This window comes from Pseudomonas sp. BN415, from assembly GCF_029871195.1.
GTDB lineage: Bacteria > Pseudomonadota > Gammaproteobacteria > Pseudomonadales > Pseudomonadaceae > Metapseudomonas > Metapseudomonas resinovorans.
The window spans coordinates 1-21,849 of the sequence record NZ_SSOK01000009.1; the positions used below are offsets into that span (position 1 = coordinate 1).

Annotated in this window: 16 protein-coding genes, 1 pseudogene and 1 riboswitch; of the genes and pseudogenes, 12 read left to right on the forward strand and 5 right to left on the reverse strand. The window is 64.3% G+C overall.

Features of this window, described 5'->3' with window-relative positions; genetic code table 11:
• Positions 1–2,607 (forward strand): Ig-like domain-containing protein (locus tag E8F20_RS01730; protein WP_280282162.1); only part of this gene is annotated, 2,607 nt, incomplete at its 5' end.
• Between the two features lie 86 nt (positions 2,608–2,693).
• Complete coding sequence (locus E8F20_RS01735; protein ID WP_028626321.1) at positions 2,694–3,044, forward strand: hypothetical protein; 351 nt, start codon at positions 2,694–2,696, stop codon at positions 3,042–3,044.
• 34 nt (positions 3,045–3,078) lie between these two features.
• On the opposite strand, the gene lapD is transcribed toward E8F20_RS01735, so the two are convergent.
• The 4 genes from lapD to E8F20_RS01755 form a co-directional block, all read right to left on the reverse strand.
• A complete protein-coding gene (lapD, locus tag E8F20_RS01740) occupies positions 3,079–5,028 on the reverse strand; it encodes a cyclic di-GMP receptor LapD (RefSeq protein WP_280282163.1) in 1,950 nt (649 codons plus the stop codon).
• An 8-nt stretch (positions 5,029–5,036) separates the two neighbouring features.
• The gene (gene lapG / locus E8F20_RS01745) at positions 5,037–5,744 is read right to left on the reverse strand and encodes a cysteine protease LapG (protein ID WP_348529603.1); all 708 of its coding nucleotides are present in this window, start codon (positions 5,742–5,744) and stop codon (positions 5,037–5,039) included.
• A gap of 221 nt (positions 5,745–5,965) precedes the next feature.
• Positions 5,966–6,214, reverse strand: a complete 249-nt coding sequence (locus E8F20_RS01750; RefSeq protein WP_280282217.1) for a DUF1145 domain-containing protein — start codon at positions 6,212–6,214, stop codon at positions 5,966–5,968.
• 76 nt (positions 6,215–6,290) lie between these two features.
• Positions 6,291–8,078 carry an alkyl sulfatase dimerization domain-containing protein gene (locus E8F20_RS01755; protein WP_280282165.1) on the reverse strand — a complete coding sequence of 596 codons (1,788 nt, stop codon included), beginning with the start codon at positions 8,076–8,078 and terminating at the stop codon, positions 6,291–6,293.
• Positions 8,079–8,176: 98 nt separating this feature from the next.
• Between E8F20_RS01755 and E8F20_RS01760 the strand changes: the two genes are divergently transcribed.
• On the forward strand, positions 8,177–9,079 hold the full coding sequence (locus E8F20_RS01760) for a LysR family transcriptional regulator (protein WP_280282166.1): 903 nt from the start codon (positions 8,177–8,179) through the stop codon (positions 9,077–9,079).
• On the opposite strand, the gene E8F20_RS01765 is transcribed toward E8F20_RS01760, so the two are convergent.
• Positions 9,076–9,630: a hypothetical protein gene (locus E8F20_RS01765; RefSeq protein ID WP_280282167.1), complete on the reverse strand. Its 555-nt coding sequence runs from the start codon at positions 9,628–9,630 to the stop codon at positions 9,076–9,078. The two genes, E8F20_RS01760 and E8F20_RS01765, sit on opposite strands and share 4 nt — an antisense overlap.
• A gap of 307 nt (positions 9,631–9,937) precedes the next feature.
• Positions 9,938–10,037, forward strand: a riboswitch (guanidine-I (ykkC/yxkD leader).
• Positions 10,038–10,102: 65 nt separating this feature from the next.
• Here E8F20_RS01765 and E8F20_RS01770 point away from each other — a divergent pair.
• The 9 genes and pseudogenes from E8F20_RS01770 to E8F20_RS01810 all read left to right on the forward strand — a co-directional run bounded on the left by E8F20_RS01770 (position 10,103) and on the right by E8F20_RS01810 (position 21,739).
• Positions 10,103–11,170 (forward strand): putative urea ABC transporter substrate-binding protein, encoded by a 1,068-nt coding sequence (locus E8F20_RS01770; RefSeq protein ID WP_280282168.1) that lies wholly within the window; start codon positions 10,103–10,105, stop codon positions 11,168–11,170.
• 124 nt (positions 11,171–11,294) lie between these two features.
• A complete protein-coding gene (locus E8F20_RS01775; RefSeq protein ID WP_280282169.1) occupies positions 11,295–12,110 on the forward strand; it encodes an ABC transporter permease in 816 nt (271 codons plus the stop codon).
• Positions 12,107–12,907 carry an ABC transporter ATP-binding protein gene (locus tag E8F20_RS01780; RefSeq protein WP_280282170.1) on the forward strand — a complete coding sequence of 267 codons (801 nt, stop codon included), beginning with the start codon at positions 12,107–12,109 and terminating at the stop codon, positions 12,905–12,907. Before E8F20_RS01775 ends, E8F20_RS01780 begins: the two co-directional genes overlap by 4 nt.
• Before the next feature lie 14 nt (positions 12,908–12,921).
• The gene (locus E8F20_RS01785) at positions 12,922–13,650 is read left to right on the forward strand and encodes an urea amidolyase associated protein UAAP1 (protein ID WP_280282171.1); all 729 of its coding nucleotides are present in this window, start codon (positions 12,922–12,924) and stop codon (positions 13,648–13,650) included.
• A gap of 11 nt (positions 13,651–13,661) precedes the next feature.
• Positions 13,662–14,297 (forward strand): urea amidolyase associated protein UAAP2, encoded by a 636-nt coding sequence (locus tag E8F20_RS01790; RefSeq protein ID WP_280282172.1) that lies wholly within the window; start codon positions 13,662–13,664, stop codon positions 14,295–14,297.
• A 228-nt stretch (positions 14,298–14,525) separates the two neighbouring features.
• Complete coding sequence (gene uca, locus E8F20_RS01795) at positions 14,526–18,164, forward strand: urea carboxylase (protein WP_280282173.1); 3,639 nt, start codon at positions 14,526–14,528, stop codon at positions 18,162–18,164.
• Between the two features lie 104 nt (positions 18,165–18,268).
• Complete coding sequence (locus E8F20_RS01800; protein ID WP_280282174.1) at positions 18,269–19,339, forward strand: DUF2157 domain-containing protein; 1,071 nt, start codon at positions 18,269–18,271, stop codon at positions 19,337–19,339.
• A pseudogene (locus tag E8F20_RS01805) lies at positions 19,336–20,190 on the forward strand (DUF4824 family protein). The gene E8F20_RS01800 and the pseudogene E8F20_RS01805 overlap by 4 nt, the downstream one beginning before the upstream one ends.
• Positions 20,191–20,245: 55 nt before the next feature.
• On the forward strand, positions 20,246–21,739 hold the full coding sequence (locus E8F20_RS01810; RefSeq protein ID WP_280282175.1) for a sensor domain-containing diguanylate cyclase: 1,494 nt from the start codon (positions 20,246–20,248) through the stop codon (positions 21,737–21,739).
• Positions 21,740–21,849: the final 110 nt, after the last annotated feature.

Here is a 21,849-nt window from a genome sequence, read left to right on the forward strand (position 1 = left end):
GGCAACTACACCTTCACGCCGGTGGCCAACTGGAACGGCGAGGTCCCGCAGGTCACTTACACCACCAATACCGGCAGCGAGAGCACGCTGGATATCAGCGTCACCCCGGTCGACGATGCCTCCGTCCTGGTCGCGGACACCAACACCGTCGCCGAGGACAACCCGGCTACCGGCAATGTGCTGAGCAACGACAGCGATGTGGACAACACCCTGACCGTCGCCAGCTTCAGCGTCGCCGGCGTCACCGGCAGCTTCACCGCCGGTTCCAGCGCGGTGATCGCCGGCGTCGGTACCCTGACCATCGCCGCCAACGGCAACTACACCTTCACTCCGGTGGCCAACTGGAATGGCGAGGTGCCGCAGGTCACCTACACCACCAATACCGGCAGCAGCTCGACGCTGGATATCACCGTAACTCCGGTCAACGACGCACCGGAAACCCTTGCAGCCAGTGGCAGCGGTAATGAAGACACAGTGATCGCCGTCAACCTCGGCGGTTCGGATGCCGACGGCACCGTCGCCAGCTTCAAGCTGACCTCGCTGCCGGCCAACGGCACCTTCTACAGCGATGCCGCCGCCACCAGCCCGCTCAGCACCAGCAGCGTCATCAACGCGGCGAGCAATGGCGCGACCATCTACTTCAAACCAAACGCCAACTGGGACGGCACAACCACCTTCCAGTACGCCTCCACCGACAACCAGGGCCTGGCGGATGCCACCCCGGCAACCGGCACCATCACCGTCAACCCGGCCAACGATGCACCGGTATTCGGTACCACCAGCGGAACCGCAACCGTCTCTGAAGAGGGACTGACCAGCGGCTTGCCGGACACTACCGGAGCACCGACTGACTCAACCAATGCACAGGTCGCGAACGGCACCTTCGCTATCAGCGACATCGACGGGCCAAGCCTGAATGTAACGCTGACGGCGCCAACCACTGCCCTGACCTCGAATGGGGTTCCCCTTGCGTGGTCCGGCAGTGGTACGTCTACGTTGAGCGCTACAGCTGGTGGCCAGACAATCATGACCATCAGTATCACCAGCTCGGGCGCCTATACCGTTACATTGCTCGGCCAGCTGGATCATGCGGTGGCGAATGCGGAGGATGTGCGTGGTTTTACAGTGGCGGTGACTGCCAGCGACGGCGTGAGTTCCTCCAGCGGGACCTTACAGATCAACGTCGAAGACGATGCGCCAGTCATGGGGACCCCGATGCAAGGCATACTTCTCGACTCGTCCGGTGCCACAGCCATTGGTGAACTCAATCTGTCGATTGGCGCCGACGCCAATGGTGCATCGATTCAGTTCAGCACAACCACCGGTGTATCCGTCGACAGCAGCGGATACATCCTCAGCACCACTCTGGACAAAAGCGGTAACGAGATCAGTACTTCCAGCTATCTGACTTACCAGGGCAGCAAGCTGCATTACGTGACCGGGACCAATTCCGTGAGCGCCTTGGCGAACGATGGAACCGAGGTATTCAGGATTACTGCAGACCCAATCAGTGGCCAATACAAAGTCACCAACTTCGTCAATCTGGACTCGCCCTCCTCGGTACTCAGCAACTTCAATCTCTCGGGCGGGAATTCGGGTCTCTACGACTTGGGCACCAATAGCAGGTTCTCGCTTCAAGCCTCGGCTACGACCAACGGCGTGGCTGACACCGTGAATACCAGCAACAACAGTTTCGGAGTCGGTAGCGGCCAATCGATCGATACGGGTGATCTGCTCAACTTCACTTTCATCGACAAGAGCACCAATCAGACGACTGACTTGACGTCTATCACACTGACTACCGACAAGTTAGGCAACAACGAGTCCCTCACCTGGTCGGCCTATAACTCGTCCGGAGCCCTCGTTGGCGCCGGGACGCTGAATGGCGTGTCCAGTGGCACAACCACCTTCACGATTGACGCCAGCAAGCTCAACAGTGGCCAGTTCGAGTTCAGCACCATCAAATTCGGTGCGGGCTCCGGCACCTCGTACAAGCTGATCATCGACTCTCTCACCGGACAGACCGAAGCCTACGACCAGCGGATTACGCTGGGCGTCAAGGCAACGGACGGAGACCACGACAGCACGGCCAGCCAACCCCTGCAGATCACCTTCGACTCGGACAACACCCTCCAGGCGGGCTCTACTGGCACCGCCCTGGGTGGCGCAGCCGGAGCTAACAACCTGATTGGCGGCGTCGGCGACGACACCCTCACCGGTGGCAAGGGCAGCGACACCCTGTGGGGTAGTACGGGCGCCGATACCTTCATCTGGAAGGCCGAGGATGCGGGTACCGCAGGCAACCCCGACCTGGACGTGGTGAAGGACTTCAAGACCAGCGAGAACGACAAGCTGGACCTCAGCGACCTGCTGCAAGGGGAAACCACGGCCAGCATCGACAACTTCCTCAAGTTGATCGTCGATACCGGCACCGGCAACGCCACCCTGCTGGTCAGCAAGGAAGGCCACCTGAACGACGGCGAGGTCGCGGCCAACCACGCCGACCTGGCCATCACCCTGGAAGGCGCAGCCAACCAACTGAGCGGGGCGTCGATCAACTCGTTGATCGCAGGTGCCGACCCGACCATCAAGATCGACCACAGCTGATGGCTGTCCCTGCCCGCAATCACCCCGGTGGTTGCGGGTAGGGGGCTGTGCCTTCATCCTGCGGCAATCTTCCAGGGAGAACCTCCATGCTCTACATCCAGCGCGACGAAGAAGGAAGGCTGGTTCGCGTCGAAGCGGCCGAGTTCGACGAAATGACCGGCAGCCTGCCGGCCGACGACCAGGACATCCAGGCCTGGTACGCCAATCTGGCGATGCAAAGCAGCCTGCTGCAACTGAAGCAGAGCGACCTGGACATGATCCGGGTGCTCGACGACCTGATCACTGTGCTGATGGCCAAAGGCGTGATCCGCATCACGGACCTGCCGCCGGCAGCACAGTCCAAGCTGCTCAGCCGGAACCAGGCGCGGGAAGCCCTTGGGGGAATTTCACGGCTGATCGTCGACGAAGAGGAAGACGCGGGCTCGGGGTTGATCTGAGCGCTGAGTTCTCGATCACCGTCCCCCGATGGCACTAACGCCAGGGGGCCGGGGCGCCGAACAGTTGGCCCTGTACGCCCTGGAACCCCATTCCCCGCAGCACTTCCAGCTCCCCTTCGGTTTCCACTCGCTCGGCAATCAGTGGCAAGTCGATGCTGTGAGCCGCACGTTGCATGGCCTCGATGAACAGGCGCTTGTCGGCTTCCAGGTCGATTGCACGTATATAGCTGCCATCCACCTTCAGGTAGGCAAGGCCGAGGCGCGCCAGGTTGCCGATCATGCTGAAGCGGCCACCGAAGTGCTGCAGGCTGAGGCCGAAGCCCAGCTCGCGCAAGCGGCGGGTGAGCCGTTCCAGGACTGCTTGCTCGGGCAGTTGATCCTCCTCCAGCTCCAGCACCAGACGCGGCCCCAACTGGGCGTGCCTGCGCAATAGCTCGAAGGCTTTGTCCAGCGCCTGTGGCTCACGCAGCAACGCGCCGGAAAGGTTGAGCGCCAGGGTTTGGCCATGGCTGGCCATCTGCTGCAGCACCAGCTCCAGCATCAGCAGGTCGAGGCGCGCCATCCAGCCGAAGCGCTGCAGCCAGGGCAGAAAACGACCGGCCGGGATGTACTCGCCGCGCTCGTCGCGCAGGCGTGACAACACCTTGTAATGCAATACCCGCGAGCGATCGCGACTGTCCACCACTGGCTGAAAATAGAGCTGCAACTGACGTTGGCCAAGGGCGCGATCCAGCAACTGGTGCCAGGCGTGGCGTTCATCGCCCACGCTGGGCGCTTCGCCCTGGGTCAGCGTCGCCCAGGTCCTATCGGTCTGGCTTTCCGCCTTGGCCAGGGCCTCATCGGCCAGGCGCAGCAGGTCGGAAAGGGCTTCACCCGGGCTAAAAGGCACCAGGCCCATATGGGCCACCGGCACTGCATCGGCCGCACCCGTGGTCACCAGGTTGGCCAGCCCGGCATCCAGGCGTTGCGCCAGTTGCTCGGCTTCTTCGGCCACCAGGCCGGGCATCAACAGGGCAAAGTCACCCCCCCGGCTGCGCGCCACCAGTTGACCGGCGCCCTGCCCCGCCGCAGCCTGAGTCAACAGTTCGGCCACCGCCAACAACAGCTGATCAGTGCGCTGACCACCCAAGCGCTGGTTGAGGCCAGCAAGATCATGTACCCGCAGCAGCAGCAGGTACCCCGTGCTGGCCTGGTCGTCGGCACTCAAACGTGCCTGCAACTGCATTTCGAAATGGCGGCGATTGGCCAAGCCGGTCAGGCTGTCGCGATAGGCCTCGTCGCGCAGTCGTTCACTGCGCTCGGCCTGCTCCTGGAACAGTGCCTTGAGCTTTTCCACCATCTGGTTCATTGCCTGTACCACGCGGCGCAATTCCGGGGTGCGCGGTAGTTCCGGCAGGCTGAGGAATTCGCGGCGAGCAATGGCATGGGACTGCTCGACCATGTAATCCAGCGGCTTGAGCTGGCGACGCAGGAGGAAGGCCCCGAGGCCGGCGCTGGCCAGGCCACAGGCCAGCAGCCAGCCGAGGCTGCCCAGCGCGCTCTGCCAGAGTCGGGCCAGGGCGAATAGCGGATGACTCTGCACTTCCACTCGTGCCGCCTGCTGCCAGCCACGGCTGACGATGGCGTCGCCGCCGGCCGATTGCAGGCCGATCAGTTCGACAAACCACTGTGGTACCTGGGTACCCGCCGCGTCGGGTACACCGGTGCGCTCCACCAGCACCGTGCCGCTCTGCAGGTCGATTACCCGGATGCTCTCGAAGTAACCGCTGTCGAAAATGGAGCTGACCATCAGCTCGACCATCGCTGCATCGTCGATATGCGGCGTCAGCGAGAGGCCGAGGGCAGTCGCCGCATCCTGCGCGTGGGAGCGCAGTTGGTTGACGTACTGCTCCCGCGAGCTCTCCAGGCCAACCATGAAGCTGCCGCTGAAGGCGACCACCAGGAACAGGCAGATGGCGATCAATAACTGTTTGAACAGAGACATCTCGACTCCTATCCGGCCGGTTCCACGGGGAAACCTTCGGCCTTCATCTTTTTGAGCAATTCCTGCCAGCGCGACAGGCGCTTGGCATCGCCCACCTGCTTGCCACCGCCACTCCCGGCCAACCACAGGCCTTCGGCGTTGAAGGCGTAGACCGGCAGCAGGTCGGTGCGTTGATCGGCAGCGCGAATCACGCCCACCAGGTTGTCCAGCACCAGCGGCATCGCACCGGGCGAGGCGTAATAGGTCAGCACCATGTGCGCCTGGTTCAGGCGCAGCGCCTTGACGTAGGTGATGCGCAGTTTCTCGCTGGGCACACCGAGCTGACGCAGGCTGAAGTACTTGGCGATGGCGAAGTCTTCGCAGTCGCCTGCGCCAATGCGCAAGGCCTGTACGGGCGTCGCCCAGTAATCGGTTTCGCCCCAGAGTTCGCGGTCATCACGAAAGCGCAGTTTGGCGTTGAAGAAGCGGTTCACCTCTTCCAGTTGCTTTCTCTCATCGACACCAGCCAGGCGCCCCAACATGGACTGCCAGTCATCGATGCGCTGCTTGCCGGGACCGAGGGGGCCATAGAGGGATTCGGCACGCCGGCTGATCAGGGTGAAATCCCAGTCCGCCTGCAATGCACCGACCAGTAGCATCGGCAGCAACGCCGCGACCAGGGCCGGCCTCCGCCATCCCCTGCGCGTACGCCAGGCCTGAACGCAACCTTGGAACATCCACCATCCCGTCTAGGAGGCCATCGGGGCCCCATGGAACACGGCGCGAATGGTGCGGGCTGGCCCTGAAAAAAACAATGGCATTTTGCCCCCACCGGGCAGTATCACGACGCGGTCTGGTGCGGGCCACGCGGCTCCTAACGCCAAGCGACCCAAAGTGAAACACCGGATGTGTTGGGCTTCGCAGAGCTCAGCCACAACCTACGAGACAGGAGACGCTCTCAGCGCAGACCGCGCAGATGCAGGAAGCCGAACAGCAGCACTTGCAGCCGTTCCAGCCAGGGATGGGGGCGTGCTTTCAGCTTGCGATTGAACAGGACTGCCTCGCCTATGTGGGCCAGCAGGATCGCGCCGGCCGCCAACAGCAAGGGCTGTTGCAACGGCTCGCCGAAGGGATGGATGAGGTTTAGCAGAGCCACCAGCCAAAACATGGCCAGGGCACCCTTGAGAAAGGATGGCAGGTGCATGATGTCTCCCGAATGTGCGGACCAGGTGGCCAGTGTGCCGCCTGGAACCACCGGGCTCTCCGCACTTTCGGTTGGAGACTCAGCGCAGGGTCAGGGCGATGGGCGCGTCCTCGAAGTCGAAGCAGCCGAGGAAGGTCTTGATGTCGAGCAGGTTGCCGTCCACCTTCACGTCGCCCAGCAGAGCCCCCTTGAGCAATCCGTTCTCGCCGCTGATCACGGTGTCGAGGTAGGTCTTGTCGAAGGTCAGCTTGAGCGTGGTGCCTTCGGGGATGCCCTTGTGCAGTTCCGCCACGCCTCGGCGCACCTCCAGGGCCCACGCTTCCTTGATGTCGGGGAAGACGAAGCCCAGGGTCAGGTTCACCCCCGCGCTCTTTTCGGGATCGATACGGGTCACCCAGTTCTGCAGGAAGATGCGCGCCGGCAGGTTCTTCAGCATATCCGGGGACAGGAAGGCATTGCGCATGCCCTGGGACAGTTGCAGGGCGGCATCACCGTCGAGTTTGCCTTCCAGCTCCATGGCGCTCATCAGGTACCAGTTACGCCAATTGATGTTCATGCTGGCGTAGCCCAGACGACGGAAGCTGCGGGCCTTGATCTCGCGGGCCAGTTGGTCGCCGTGGTCGATGCGGATGGCGTAGCTGGCCAGTTCGGCGGCCCATTGATAGTCGCCCTTGAGGTAGGCCCCGCCTGCCGCCATCAACACTTTGTCACGGCCGCCCATCAGTTCGACCAGACGCTTGGCCTTTTCTGCCGGCGGGGTCGGATCGAGGTCCACCGGATCACCCTGGAACCAGCCCAGGTAGCCTTGGTAGATCTGCCGCACGCTGTGTTTCACCGTGCCGTAGTACTCACGCAGGTAGGGCGTGTAGCCGGCCAGGTATGGGGGCAGTTTGACCTTCTCCACCAGCTCATCGGGCGTCAGGCCTTTGTTCATCCAGCGCACCGTCTGGTCGTGGACAAAGGCGATGGCATCGCGGGTCATGCGCAGCACCTCTTCCACCTTGTCCTTGCCGGACACTGGCTGGCCGTGCAGCGGCACCATGTAGTCGGCCTGGAAGGCGCGCAGCTTGTCGAGGCTGTTCACCCAGACCACCGGATCACGGAACTTGGTGCCGCGCAGGGTGTGGATGTTCGGCAAGGTCGGGCCCTGGGTCACCTCGGCGCTGATCAGCACTTTGTTCTGCGGCAGGAACAGCACGATTTCGTCGGGCGCCTCGCTGGGCACATGGAGGAACTGCACCGGCAGACCGGCGATGGTGGTATCGAGCTTGTCCTTGAAGGTAATGGTGGGCGCAATGAAGGTGGAGCTGGCTTCATGGGCCAGCGGACCGAGCCCGGCGTTCATGTCCTTCTTGTCGGAATCCGGCAGGGCGGCCCCGAAGCTGTAGCCCGAACGCATGCCGAGGATGGGGCCAACCAGCGCGCCCTGGGTGACGACGTTTTCCAGCAGGGTTTCCTGGGCGTAAATCTGCACCTCGCCGCTCTTCACCTGCTCTTCGCTCACGAATCCCTTCACACCGTTGATGTGATCGGGATGGAAGTGGGTGTAGACGATGGCCTTGATCGGCTTGTCGCTGATCTTGCGGAACTCCACCAGCACCTTGCGCGACTGCTCGGCCGACTCGCCGGTATCGACGATGATCAGGCCTTCGGGCGCCTCGATCATCACGCTGTTGGCGAGGTTCCAGCCGACCGCCGAGTACACGTTGTCGGCGATCTTGTAGACCTTCTCGCTGAAATGCTTGGTGTGCTCGGCCAGTTCGGCGTTGATGCTAGGCGCGATGGACTCTTCCGGCAGTGAGGCGTCGGCGCCCAGGGGCAGTGCGGCCGCCAGGAGCAGGCCGCTGAAACGGGTGGAGATGCGCATGGTTCGCTCGGGGATTGTTGTTATAGGCCGAGACAGGCTGGCAGGCGTCTGCTAATAATTCCAATGCATTCCTTTCCATATATCGATGCAAACCACGCATGAATGATCTTCGCCAGCTCCGCCACTTCGTGGCCCTTGCCGAACATGGCCATTTCGCCCGCGCCGCGGAAGCGGTCAATCTCAGCCAGCCTGCGCTCAGCCGCAGCATCCAGGCCCTGGAAGCGAGCCTCGGCTGCAGTCTGCTGGACCGTGGTCCACGCCAGGTCAGCCTGACCTCCCACGGCCGCCTGGTACTGGAACATGCCAGGCGCCTGCTGGACGGCAGCCGAGCCCTGCGCAGCGCGGTAACCCAGCTGGAGAACCTCGACAGCGGCGAACTGCGCCTGGGCGCCGGCCCTTACCCCGCCGCCCGGCTGGTACCACGTGCCCTGGGACGCTTCGCCAGCCAGCACCTGGGCGTTCGGGTGCAACTCAGCCTGGAAAACTGGCACAGCCTTCGCCAGAAACTGCTGGACGACGCCATCGAGCTATTCGTCGCTGACATCCGCGAACTCCAGGGCGATCCCATGCTGGATATCGTTCCCTTGCGGCGCCACGCCGGCACTCTGTTCTGCCGCCCGGGCCATCCGTTGCTGGAACAGGATCGGATACGACTGAACGACCTGGGTCGCTACGCCCTGGCCGGCACCCAACTACCCGTCGAGGTGGCGCTGGCCCTGGGCGAACTCGCCGGCAGCGAAAGGCCGCTGGGCATCGAATGCGACAACTTCATGGTGTTGAAGGCGGTAGTCGCCGAGAGCGACGTGATCAGCATGGCGCCTTGGGATGTCGTCGCCGAGGACGTGAATGCCGGTCGCCTGGCGGTGCTGGAGCCGCTGGCCAGCACCGGGACCTCATCGGCCTATGGCGTGGTCAGCCTTGCCGCACGCAGCCTGTCTCCGGCTGCGCGGGCAATGCGGGCGCTGTTGCTGGAAGAGGACAGCCGCTTTCCTGCCGACTAGCGGCGGTTCTCCATCGACCAGCTGCTGCGGTTGTTATAGCGGGGATTGTTGTGCGGCCTTGCCTCGTAGCCCGGTTGCACCCGGTACTGCTGGCGGTAGTTGCTCTGGCGATAGCTTTTCTGGTGGTTGCCGGGCTGACGGTAACCGGGCTGGTGGTGGTTGTTCTTGCCCCAGGTCTGCAGGCGCGGCGTGTAGTCGTGGCGGCGCTCCTGGAAGTTGTCCTGGCGCGGCTGGTCGTAACGCCGGTCGTGGCGGTACTTGCGGTCGTTGTCGTAATAGCGCCTGTCGTAGCGGTGCTTGTCGGACTTGTAGTAGTCCTTGCGACCATCATAGTGGCGGCGATCGTAATAGCGGCGCTCGTAGTGACGGTCGTCGTAGCGCTGGTCGACGATGTAATAGTTCGTCCGAGGCGGGTCGTTGTAGTAGCGGTGGACGCGGTAATCGTCGTCGCCGTAGTAGCGACGTCCGTAGTAGTCGTTGTCGTAGTCATAGACGGCACAGCCGCCCAGGGTCAGGCTCAGCACGGCAAGGAAGAATGATCGATAGGACATGGCGGCCTCCTTCGACCGCTAGGGATGGCGCAGACAGATGTCGGCGACTGGGATTGCTCCCACTGCGTTGGACAACGGGTCCTACAGATCAGCGCTCGCTCCCTGTCGGAAAAATCCTTTTCCAGTTGTTGCTACGCACCAAGTTGAAGCCAGCCGCCCCATGAGCGGGCATCCCTCAGCTTCATGCCGCCCTTGCCGGTCGGCGAAAAGCCCGTGGCAGAGCCGTCTCAGCAACTTGGCACGGCCTTCGCTTTGACAAAGGCGTGCAGGAACTACCCGGACCACCGGGTTCGCGGCACCACAATTTGCAATGGCTGGCTAGGGTTCCGGTTCGCGAAAGCGGATGACTGGTCCGAGAGCTGGCGACCTCCAGCGAGGTTACACGGCGGGACAAAAGCCCGGGAGAACGCGCCCCTTTACAGGGAAAGTGCCGCGCAGCTCCGCCCGCCCTCAACCGAACTGGAGGTTCTCCATGCGCAAGTCCCGTCTGTTCGCTCTCGCCGTCGCCGGCCTCGCCGCCGCCCTCAGCTTCAACACCTCCGCCGCCCAGAAGGACAGCTTCAACGTCTGCTGGACCATCTACGCCGGCTGGATGCCCTGGGAGTACGGCGCCACCAAGGGCATCGTCGACAAATGGGCGAAGAAGTACGGGATCGAGATCCAGGTCACCCAGCTCAACGACTACGTCGAGTCGATCAACCAATACACCGCTGGCCAGTTCGACGGCTGCACCATGACCAACATGGATGCCCTGACCATTCCCGCCGCCGGCGGCGTGGACAGCACCGCACTGATCGTCGGTGACTTTTCCAACGGCAACGACGGCGTGGTGCTCAAGGGTGAAGGCAAGACCCTGGCCGATCTCAAGGACACGCCCATCAACCTGGTGGAGCTGTCCGTCTCCCACTACCTGCTGGCCCGCGCCCTGGAGCGCGCCGACCTCACCGAGAAAGACGTGAAGGTGGTGAACACCTCCGACGCCGACATCGCCGCCGCCTTCGATACCGCCGAAGTCCAGGCCGTGACCACCTGGAACCCCATGCTCGCCGACATCAAGGCCAAGCCTGGCACCAGCCTGGTGTTCGACTCCAGCAAGGTCCCCGGCGAAATCATGGACATGATGGTGGTCAACACCGAGACCCTGCAGGACAACCCGGCATTGGGCAAGGCACTGACCGGCGCCTGGTTCGAGATCGTCGCGCTGATGAACGCCAACACCGCCGAAAGCGCTGCCGCCCTGGAACACATGGCCAAGGCTTCCGGCACCGACCTGGCCGGCTACCAGACCCAGCTGGACGCCACCCGCCTGTTCCACACCCCGGCCGATGCCCTGGCCTTCGTCACCAGCCCGAAATTGCCGGCAACCATGGACAAGGTGGCCAACTTCAGCTTCCGCCACGGTCTGCTCGGCGAAGGCGCCAAGGACGCCAACGCAGTCGGCATGAGCTTCGCCAAGGGCGTGGTCACCGGTGACAAGGGCAACGTGAAGCTGCGCTTCGACCCGACCTACGTGCAGCTGGCCGCCGACGGGCAGCTCTGACCTCCGGTCCCCGTACGTAGGTTGGCGCCAAGTTAAGCGCGGCCCAACGTTGGGCCTCGCTCCACGGACCAACGTGGCCCGCACCAACCTGCGAAAAGCTGCTCCACGCAATCGAGTAACCGCCATGCGCCTGATCAACCGCCAACCAGACCGCGCCGGCCGCCTGATCCTGATCCTGCTGCCCTTTGCCCTGCTGCTGTTCGCCTACTTCACCGGCTCGGCGGCGCGGCTTACGGAAAACCCCAACGACAAGCTGCTGCCGAGCGCGGCGCAGATGAGTGACGCGGTGGAACGTCTGGCCTTCACCGAAGACAAGCGCAGCGGCGACTACCTGTTCTGGCAGGACAGCGCCTCGAGCCTGAAGCGCCTGGCGCTGGGGCTTTCCATTGCCGCGTTGCTGGGCCTCACCCTGGGCATCGCCGCCGGCACCCTGCCGCTGTTCGGCGCGCCCTTGTCACCCCTGCTGACGGTGCTGTCGATGATTCCGCCGCTGGCGATACTGCCGATCCTGTTCATCGTCTTCGGCCTGGGCGAGCTGTCCAAGGTGATGCTGATCGTCATCGGCGTCGCTCCCAGCATCGCCCGCGACATGGAGCAGCGCGCCCGGGAAATCCCCCGCGAGCTGCTGATCAAGGCGCAGACCCTCGGCGCCAACACCTGGACCCTGATTCTGCGGGTGGTCCTGCCGCAGCTCATGCCGCGCCTCTTGATCTCCCTGCGTCTGGTGCTGGGCTCTGCCTGGCTGTTCCTGATCGCCGCCGAAGCCATCGCCTCTACCGATGGCCTGGGCTACCGCATCTTCCTGGTCCGCCGCTATCTGGCCATGGATGTGATCCTTCCCTACGTGGTGTGGATCACCCTGCTCGCCTGGCTGATGGACCTTGGCCTGCGCCAGCTCACGCGGCTGGCCTTCCCCTGGTATGACGGAGCCAAGGCATGAGCGCATTCATTGAAGTGAAAAACCTCTGGCAGGAATACGCTGACCAGGTCGTCCTCGAAAACCTCAGCCTGTCAGTCAACGAAGGTGAGTTCTGCACCCTGGTCGGCGCTTCCGGCTGCGGCAAATCCACCTTCCTGCGCATGCTGCTGGGCCAGGAATCCCCCAGCCGCGGCAGCATCCTGCTGGACGGCCAACCACTGATGGCCGAGCCCGACGCCAGCCGGGGCGTGGTGTTCCAGCGCTACTCGGTGTTCCCCCACCTGTCGGTGCTGGACAACGTCGCCCTTGGCCTGGAACTGCCTCGCTCGCCCCTGTTTGGCCGACTGTTCGGCGGCGCCAAGCGATCCGCCCGCGAAGAGGCTGCCGCCATTCTCGGCAAGGTCGGTCTGGGCCATGCCCTGGACAAGTACCCCAGCCAGCTCTCCGGCGGCATGCAGCAGCGCCTGGCCATTGCCCAGGCACTGATCATGAAACCGCGCGTGCTGCTGCTCGACGAACCCTTCGGCGCCCTCGATCCGGGCATCCGCAAGGACATGCACGAGCTGCTGCTCGGCCTCTGGAACGAAACCCGGCTGACCGTCTTCATGGTCACCCACGACCTCTCCGAAGGCTTCAGCCTGGGCACTCGGCTGATGGTCTTCGACAAGGTGCGCCATGACCAGCAGGCACCCAATGCCTATGGCGCGCGCATCACCTACGACATTCCCCTGAACAGCGACCGCCGCGCCGCCCGCGCGGCCTTCGAGGCCCTGCCGGAGCGAGTCACTTCCGCCCTGCAGCCCGCCATCGCCCAATGACAAGGAGCCTGCCCATGACCGCTTCCCTGGCCCTGCGCCCGACCCTTTATGAAGAAACCGTCCCCGGCGGCGGCCACACCTCCTTCGTGCTCAAGCGCGGCCAGCAGCTGCGCATCACCGATATCGAAGGCGGTGCCAACGTCAACCTGCTGTTGCTCAACGCGCAAGAAAAGAGCGAGCGCCTGAACCTGCCCGACAGCCTCAAGTGCCAGCACACCGCCAAACTCACCGCGGGTCACTGCCTCTACTCCGACATGGGCCGGGTGCTGGCGGCCATCACCGCCGACACCTGCGGCTGGCACGACAGCTTCGGCGGCGTGCTCAACGCAGAGGAGGTGAAGGAAAAGTACGGCGCCGGGCGCTACCAGGAGCTGCGCAACGGATTCTTCCGCAACGGCGTGGACAACCTGCTGGTGGAAATGGGCAAGTGGGACCTCAACCTGCAAGACCTGCTGATGTGCCTGAACCTGTTCAGCAAGGTCACCGTGGACAGCGACGGCTGCTTCCACTTCCAGCCCGGCAACTCCAAGGCCGGTGACTACATCGAGCTCTACGCCCCCATGGACACGCTGGTAGTGCTCACCGCCCTGCAGCACCCCATGGACCCCGCCCCGGAATATGCGCCCAAGCCGGTGCAACTCGCCTGGCAACAGGTGCAGAGCGACGGCATCACCCTGCTCTGCCGCACCTCGCGCCCGGAGAACGGTCGCGGCTTCCACAACACCGAACGCCTGTATATCTGAGGGCCACCGACATGAACCTGACCCACAGCGAAAGACACTCCGAAGCCGCCGTCTACCGCGCCGTGATCGCCGCCGGCGAGCCCTTCATGACCGAAGTGAAAGCCGGCCAGACCCTGCGCCTGCTGGACCTGGAAGGCAACCAGGCAGTGGACACCCTCTTCTACAGCGCCCACAACCCACGCGAGCGTTATGACGTACAGCGCACCCTGCGCCGGCAGAACCGCGTCTACCTCAGCGCCGGCAGCGTGCTCTATTCCAACCTCGGCAATCCGATGCTGACCCTCACCGCCGACACCTGTGGTCGCCACGACACCCTCGGCGGCGCCTGCGCCCAGGAAAGCAACACCGTGCGCTACGCCCTGGACAAGCGCTACATGCACAGCTGCCGCGACAACTTCCTGCGCGCCAGCCTGCACGATGGCCGCCTGAGCAAGCGCGACATCAGCGCCAACATCAACTTCTTCATGAACGTACCGGTCACCCCGGAAGGCGGCCTGACCTTCGAGGACGGCATCTCCGCCCCTGGCAAGTACGTCGAGCTCAAGGCGCACATGGACATCATCGTGCTGATCTCCAACTGCCCACAGCTGAACAACCCCTGCAACGCCTACAACCCGACACCCGCCGAGGTGCTGGTATGGGATTGAAGCAGCTGCGCGCCTGGCTCTTCCTGCTCTGCCAGAGCCGCTCGGGGCAGTGCCTGCACCCATCCCCCGCAGGATGGGTAGAGCCTGCGAAACCCATCGAGCAGTGATGGGTTTCGCTCCGCTCGCGGAACGCCGCCCGACCTTTCTTACGAATGATTTCCCACCACGGACGACCGTGGTGCAGACCCTTTAGCGGCGGGACGGCCCGCCAATCATGAGGAAAGCCTCATGTTCGACAAACTCCTGATCGCCAACCGCGGCGCCATCGCCTGCCGCATCCTGCGTACCCTGCGCCAACTCGATGTACGCAGCGTGGCCGTGTATTCCGAAGCCGACACCGCCAGCCTGCATATCCAGCAGGCGGACCAGGCCATCAGCCTGGGTGACGGCCCGGCAGCCAGCACCTATCTGGTGGTCGACAAGATTCTCCAGGCTGCCCGCGACAGCGGCGCCCAGGCTATCCACCCCGGCTACGGCTTCCTCTCGGAAAACGCCGCGTTCGCCGAAGCCTGCGAGGCCGCGGGTATCGCCTTCGTCGGCCCGACGCCTGAGCAACTGCGCGTGTTCGGCCTCAAGCACACGGCCCGCGCCCTGGCCAAACAGTACGGCGTGCCGATGCTCGAAGGTACCGAACTGCTGGAAGACCTCACCGCGGCCCTCGCCGCCGGCGAACAGGTGGGTTACCCGGTGATGTTGAAAAGCACTGCCGGCGGTGGTGGCATCGGCATGCGCGTGTGCCGCAGCGCGGCCGAACTGAGCGAAGCCTTCGACGCCGTGAAGCGCCTCGGGCAGAACAACTTCAGCGATGCTGGGGTATTCATCGAGAAGTACATCCAGCGCGCACGCCATCTGGAAGTACAGGTATTCGGCGACGGCCGTGGCGAAGTGATCGCCCTGGGCGTGCGCGACTGCTCGGTGCAACGACGCAACCAGAAGGTGCTGGAAGAAACGCCGGCGCCAAACCTGCCCGCTGGCATGGCCGAAGCGCTCTGCGCCGCCGCCATCAAGCTGGCCAGGGCCGTTAGCTACCGCAGCGCCGGTACCGTGGAGTTCGTCTACGACAGCGAGGCCGAGCGCTTTTACTTCCTCGAAGTGAATACCCGGCTGCAGGTGGAGCACGGCGTCACCGAGCAGGTCTGGGGCGTCGACCTGGTGCGCTGGATGGTCGAACTGGCCGCCGGGGACCTGCCGCCGCTCGCCGAACTGGCCAAAGGGCTGAGCCCGAGCGGCCACGCCATCCAGGCACGGCTGTATGCCGAAGACCCGGGCCGCGACTTCCAGCCTTGCCCCGGTCTGCTCACCGCCGTGCAGTTCCCGCCTGCCGATGGTCGCTCGCTGCGCATCGATACCTGGGTGGAAGCCGGGTGCGAAATCCCGCCCTACTTCGACCCGATGATCGCCAAACTCATCGCCTGGGCGCCGAGCCGTGATGAGGCCAGCGCGGCCCTCGACCAGGCCCTCGACCAGAGCCTGCTGTATGGCGTGGAAAGCAACCGTAACTACTTGCGGCAGATACTCAAGGACGCGCCCTTCGCCAGTGGCTCGCCCTGGACCCGCTGCCTGGAAGGCCTGAGCTACCGGGCCAGCACCTTCGAAGTGCTGGCCGCCGGTACCCAGACCAGCGTGCAGGACTACCCCGGCCGCCTCGGTTACTGGGCGGTTGGCGTGCCGCCGTCCGGCCCCATGGACAGCCGCGCCCTGCGCCTGGGCAACCGCCTGCTGGGCAACCCGGAGGGCGCGGCGGGCCTGGAAATCACCATGAGCGGCCCCAGCCTGCGCTTCAATTGCGATGCAGTGGTCGCCGTCACCGGCGCGCCAATCCCGCTGACGCTGGATGGCCAGCCTCAGCCCATGGATACCGCCCTGCGGGTGCCGGCCGGCGCTACCCTCGCCCTCGGCACTATCGCCGGTGCGGGCGCACGCAGTTACCTCTGCTTGCGTGGGGGCCTGCAACTGCCGGACTACCTCGGCAGCAAGAGCACCTTCACCCTTGGCCAGTTCGGCGGTCACGGCGGCCGCGCCCTGCGCGCCGGTGATGTGCTGCACCTGCCACCCCTGACCGATCACAGCGCCGGTCAATCCCTGGCACCGGCCCTGCGCACCGAGTTGCCGGAAGTTCGCACCCTGCGGGTGATCTACGGTCCCCATGGCGCACCGGAATACTTCACCCCTGCCTACATCGAGACCTTCTTCGCCACCGACTGGGAAGTGCATTTCAACTCCAGCCGCACCGGCGTGCGCCTGATCGGGCCCAAGCCGGAATGGGTGCGTGAGAGCGGCGGCGAAGCCGGCCTGCACCCCTCCAACATCCACGACAACCCCTACGCCATCGGCGCCGTGGACTTCACCGGCGACATGCCGGTGATCCTCGGCCCGGACGGCCCGAGCCTGGGTGGCTTCGTGTGCCCGGTAACCCTCATCGAAGCGGACCTGTGGCAACTGGGGCAGTTGAAGGCGGGGGACAAAGTAAGGTTCGTGCCGGTGAGCATCGCGGAGGCACGGGCTGTCTCCCCTCTCCCTCTGGGAGAGGGGGCGGGGGTGAGGGAAAGCTCAGCGCACGCCAATCCCCCCTCACCCCAGCCCTCTCCCGCTGGGAGAGGGGGCAGTCTTGCGCTCCCTTCACCCGTCGTGCTCGACCTGGGTGACGCCGACAAACGCCTGGTCGCACGCCTCTCCGGCGACACCCACCTGCTGCTGGAGATCGGTGCGCCGGAGCTGGACCTGGTGCTGCGCTTCCGTGCCCATGCGCTGATGCAGGCGCTGGAGGCCAAAGCCCTGGATGGCGTGATCGACCTGACGCCGGGCATTCGCTCGCTGCAAGTGCACTACCAGCCGGAAACCCTGCCCCTGGAGGCGCTGCTGGAAATCATTGGCGGGCTCTGGGATGGCGTCTGCGCTGCCGGCGACCTGAAAGTGCCGTCGCGTATCATCCACCTGCCGCTCTCCTGGGATGACCCAGCCTGCCAACTGGCCATCGAGAAATACATGACCACGGTCCGCAAGGACGCCCCCTGGTGCCCGAGCAACCTGGAGTTCATCCGCCGCATCAACGACCTGCCAAACCTGGACGAGGTACAGCGCACCGTGTTCGACGCCAGCTACCTGGTCATGGGCCTGGGCGACGTCTACCTCGGTGCCCCGGTGGCCACGCCGCTGGACCCGCGCCATCGTTTGGTGACCACCAAGTACAACCCGGCACGTACCTGGACCGCCGAAAACTCGGTGGGTATTGGCGGCGCCTACATGTGCGTGTATGGCATGGAAGGCCCCGGCGGCTACCAGTTCGTCGGCCGTACCCTACAGATGTGGAACCGCTACCGCGAAGTGGAAGCTTTCGCCGGCAAACCCTGGTTGCTGCGCTTCTTCGACCAGATCCGCTTCTACCCGGTATCCGCCGAAGAGCTGCTGTGCATCCGCCGCGACTTCCCCCTGGGTCGCTATCCACTGCAAATCGAAGAAAGCGAGCTGTGCCTGGCCGACTACCAGGCCTTCCTCACCCGCGAAGCCGAAGGCATCGCCGCCTTCCGCCAGCAGCAGCAAGCGGCCTTCAATGCCGAGCGGGAACGCTGGATCGCCTCCGGCCAGGCGCATTTCGAAAGCGAGGACGTCGCCGCTGACCTCGGCGAGGATGCCCCGCTGGGGGCCGGCCAGCATGCTGTGGAAAGCCATATCGCCGGCAACCTCTGGCAGGTGCAGGTGGAAGCAGGCGCCAGCGTGAAGGCCGGGGACACGCTGGTGATCCTCGAATCCATGAAGATGGAAATCCCCCTCATCGCGCCCCGTGATGGCGTCGTGTGCGAGGTACGGGTGCAGCCGGGTTCGCCGGTGCGTGCCGGGCAGCGGGTGGTGGTGATGGAAGAAGCGTGAGGAATCTCTTGGGCTGAAATCCCTACAGAAACATCCAGCCCCCATTGCCGCTCCCCATCCGCGGCCCTACAGTTCAAGCGGCACCGCACGCAAAAGGACCCGCAATGCCGCCGCTCAGCCGCGACCAGGCACAACACCGCGCCGACGACATCCAGGCCTTCTACCGGGAAGTGGAGCGCCTGCACGATGAGCAGGCGCTGCTGCTTTCCGCGGAACAGATCGAGCACCTCGGCGCGCACCATCGCCGGTTGCTGGCGGACTACCGCAGCGCCTTCGACATCGACTCGGACGCCCAGGCCCGACGCCTGTCGCTGGGCATGCGCATCGCCTCCTTGCTGGGCGCCCTGGCCCTGGCCGCCAGCCTGCTGTTCTTCTTTTATCAGTTCTGGGGCCTGTTCCCGGAAACCGCCCAGGTGGGCATTCTCACCGGCTTCTCCCTGGGCAGCCTGCTGCTCACCCTGCTGCTGCGCCAGCGCGCGCCCTCCGGCTACTTCACCAAGCTGACGGCGATCCTGGCCTTCGCCTGCTTCGTGCTGAATGTCGTCATGCTCGGGCAGATCTTCAACATCACCCCCAGCGACAAGGCCCTGCTGCCCTGGGCCGCCTACGCCCTGCTGCTGGCCTACGCCTGCGAGGTACGGCTCCTGCTGGGAGCCGGACTGGCGTGCATCATGACGTTCGTGGCCACCCGCCTGGCGAGCTGGAGCGGGCTCTACTGGCTGGATTGCACCGAGCGGCCGGAACACCTGCTGCCTGCCGGATTGCTGATCTTCCTGGTGCCGCAGTTCATCTCTCAGGCGCGCTACAGCGGTTTCGCCGCAATCTTCCGGGTATTGGGCTTATTCGGTCTGTTCGTGCCGGTGCTGGTACTGGCCACCTGGGCTGACGGCAGCTACCTGCCCTGGTCAGGCGACCTGGTGGAAGTCATCTATCAGCTACTCGGCTTCGGCGGCGCGGCCCTGGCCATCTGGCTCGGCAACCGCCGCGACTGGCCAGAAGTGGTGCACACCAGCCTGCTGTTCTTCGTCCTCTTCCTCTATATCAAGCTGTTCGACTGGTGGTGGGCGGTGATGCCCAAGTACCTGTTCTTCCTCGTCCTTGGCCTGGTCGCCGTGCTCATCCTGCTGGTGCTGGGTCGCCTGCGCCGCCCCCACAAAGGGGGCCAGCGCACATGAGAACCCGCAACGCACTGCTCGGCGGACTCGCCCTGATCGGCCTGACCAACGCCATCGCCCTGGGTGGCGTCTGGCTGAACCGAAGTGGCGAGCCGGACAGCCGCCTGCTGCTCAGCGAGCGCGAACTGCGCCGCAGCCACGACTGGGCCGACCGAGAAAACAGCGGCCTGGCCCTGCGTCTGGACTGGCGCCGTCCCAGCGATCCCGCGAGCAATGACCGCTAGCAGAGCCTTATGCTGAGCGAGGCCCAATTGTTGGGCCTGGGTTTCACCACCGAAGGGCGCGATGGACGGCGTTTCGACAACCGCAACCGCGAAGCACTGGTGGTGCTGGAACTGGACGGCCCGGCACACAAGGCCGAACTCGAACGCGCTAACCAACAGCTGAGGAAGGCCCGCAGCGAGTTGCGCGCCGCGCCAACCGATAAGCGCCGGCAGGACGCCGAAAGCGCCGCCCGCGACTATGTTGAAGATGCAGAGCAACGCGACAGCCGACTTCTTGCCGTGGATGTGGGTGTGGAGAGGGAGGTCCTGCGCAGTCGTTACCCTGACCGCAGCCGCTACGCCATCGTGCCCGGTCACGTGAGCGCCTGGGTACGCGAGGGACACCTGACCGGTCAGATCAGCCGACTGCGCATTACCGATATCAACGTCCCCCACGCCTGGCGCGAAAGGCTGGACGAGGAGTTGGCGCGCAACCGCAATGGCGACGCACCGCCGCGCTTTCGACTGTGGCTCAGCGTCGGCCAACGCCTGGAGCCCTGGATCGATTCACCCCCGGAGTTTCCGCGCGAAGGGCCCCGCGAAAAGGCAGGAGACGCCGTTAGCCTGGCGTCAAGTACCCGTCCGTGACGCTCGCATTAGCGCACGCTAGCATTGCGCCACTACTCAGAGGCCAGATTGCCCGATGCCGTTAAAAGAACACGCCAAGCAAAGCCATCGCCTGTTGGTCGTCACCCTGGTACTGCTGCTCGGCAGCGGCTTCCTGGCCACCTCTCTGGTGAGTTACCAGGCGTCGCTCAAGTCCATTCGCAACAGCCTCATCAACACCGAACTGCCGCTGACTTCGGACAACGTCTACTCGGAAATCCAGAAGGACCTGGTTCGGCCCATTCTGATTTCCTCGATGATGAGCCGCGACACCTTCGTGCGTGACTGGGTGATGCTGGGTGAGAAGGACGTCGAGCAGATGACCCGCTACCTGCGCGAGATCCAGGAGCACTACGGCGCCTTCACCAGCTTCTTCATCTCAGACCGCACGCTCACCTACTACCAGACCAAGGGTGTGCTGAAAAAGGTGAACCCGAAGGAGCCCCGGGACATCTGGTACTTCCGCGTGCGGGACATGAAGGAGCCCTACGAAATCAACGTCGATGTGGACATGGCCAACCAGGACCAGTTGACCATCTTCATCAACTACAAGGTGTTCGACTACGACGGCAAGTTCCTCGGCGCCACCGGCGTCGGCCTGACGGTAGATGCAGTGATCAAGCTGATAGACGAATACCAACGCCGCTACGACCGCAGCGTCTACTTCGTCGATACCGCTGGGCGCATAGTCCTCACCGGGGCGGACGGCGGCCCGCTGGGTGCGCGGGCCGGCCAGTCCCTGGCGGAGGTGCCGGGTCTTGAAGACCTGCAGGCCAAGCTGCGCCGTCCGCAGACCGGCAAATTCGAGTACCACGAACGCGGCCGCGACCACTACCTGAACGTGCGCTATATCCCCGAGCTGGACTGGTACCTGTTCGTCGACAAACACGAAGGCGGCCTGCTCGCCAGCCTGCGCAACACCCTCTACCTAAACCTGATGATCTGCCTGCTGGTCACCGCCGTCGTGCTGGTGCTGGTGACCCGCCTGATGCGCCGTTACCAGCACAGCATCGCCGCGCTGGCCACCACCGACAGCCTGACCGGCCTGCCGAACCGGCGCGGCTTCGAGTTGCTCGCCGGCCAGGCGCTGCAAGAAGCCCGGCGGGACCGCAAACCGCTGGTGGCGCTGATGCTGGACCTCGACCACTTCAAGATGCTCAACGACACCTACGGCCATCAGGCGGGTGATGAGGTGCTGCTGGGCTTCGCCCAGAACCTGCGAGACAGCCTGCGTCAGTCGGACATCATCTGTCGCTGGGGTGGCGAGGAGTTCATCATCCTGCTCAAGGACACCGGAAATTCCACCGCCCACCAGTTGGCCGAGAAGGTCCGCAGCGAAGTGGCCGCCAAGCGCTATCCCTTCAAAGGGGTGAACCTGCAGGTAACCACCAGCATCGGCCTGGCCCAGATGCACCCGGATGACTCGCTCGACAGCCTGATCGGCCGCGCCGACCGTGGCCTCTACCGAGCCAAGCAGTCAGGACGCAATTGCGTGTGCGTGGAGCCTTCGGGGAATCACGACGCCGTGTGACCCAAGCCCTGTAGCCGGATGTAATCCGGGACGATGCCCTCGGCCCCCTTCCCGCCCCCGGACGCCGCTTCGTTGGCGGGTATGAAAGGCGATATCCCCTGCGAGCTGTC

Excerpts from the sequence above, each read along its gene's own strand:
- E8F20_RS01735 (WP_028626321.1), top strand. The coding sequence starts at position 2,694 with ATGCTCTACATCCAGCGCGACGAAGAAGGAAGGCTGGTTCGCGTCGAA.
- lapD (WP_280282163.1), bottom strand. The coding sequence starts at position 5,028 with ATGTCTCTGTTCAAACAGTTATTGATCGCCATCTGCCTGTTCCTGGTG.
- lapG (WP_348529603.1), bottom strand. The coding sequence starts at position 5,744 with ATGTTCCAAGGTTGCGTTCAGGCCTGGCGTACGCGCAGGGGATGGCGG.
- E8F20_RS01755 (WP_280282165.1), bottom strand. The coding sequence starts at position 8,078 with ATGCGCATCTCCACCCGTTTCAGCGGCCTGCTCCTGGCGGCCGCACTG.
- E8F20_RS01760 (WP_280282166.1), top strand. The coding sequence starts at position 8,177 with ATGAATGATCTTCGCCAGCTCCGCCACTTCGTGGCCCTTGCCGAACAT.
- E8F20_RS01765 (WP_280282167.1), bottom strand. The coding sequence starts at position 9,630 with ATGTCCTATCGATCATTCTTCCTTGCCGTGCTGAGCCTGACCCTGGGC.
- E8F20_RS01770 (WP_280282168.1), top strand. The coding sequence starts at position 10,103 with ATGCGCAAGTCCCGTCTGTTCGCTCTCGCCGTCGCCGGCCTCGCCGCC.
- E8F20_RS01775 (WP_280282169.1), top strand. The coding sequence starts at position 11,295 with ATGCGCCTGATCAACCGCCAACCAGACCGCGCCGGCCGCCTGATCCTG.
- E8F20_RS01780 (WP_280282170.1), top strand. The coding sequence starts at position 12,107 with ATGAGCGCATTCATTGAAGTGAAAAACCTCTGGCAGGAATACGCTGAC.
- E8F20_RS01785 (WP_280282171.1), top strand. The coding sequence starts at position 12,922 with ATGACCGCTTCCCTGGCCCTGCGCCCGACCCTTTATGAAGAAACCGTC.
- E8F20_RS01790 (WP_280282172.1), top strand. The coding sequence starts at position 13,662 with ATGAACCTGACCCACAGCGAAAGACACTCCGAAGCCGCCGTCTACCGC.
- uca (WP_280282173.1), top strand. The coding sequence starts at position 14,526 with ATGTTCGACAAACTCCTGATCGCCAACCGCGGCGCCATCGCCTGCCGC.
- E8F20_RS01800 (WP_280282174.1), top strand. The coding sequence starts at position 18,269 with ATGCCGCCGCTCAGCCGCGACCAGGCACAACACCGCGCCGACGACATC.
- E8F20_RS01810 (WP_280282175.1), top strand. The coding sequence starts at position 20,246 with ATGCCGTTAAAAGAACACGCCAAGCAAAGCCATCGCCTGTTGGTCGTC.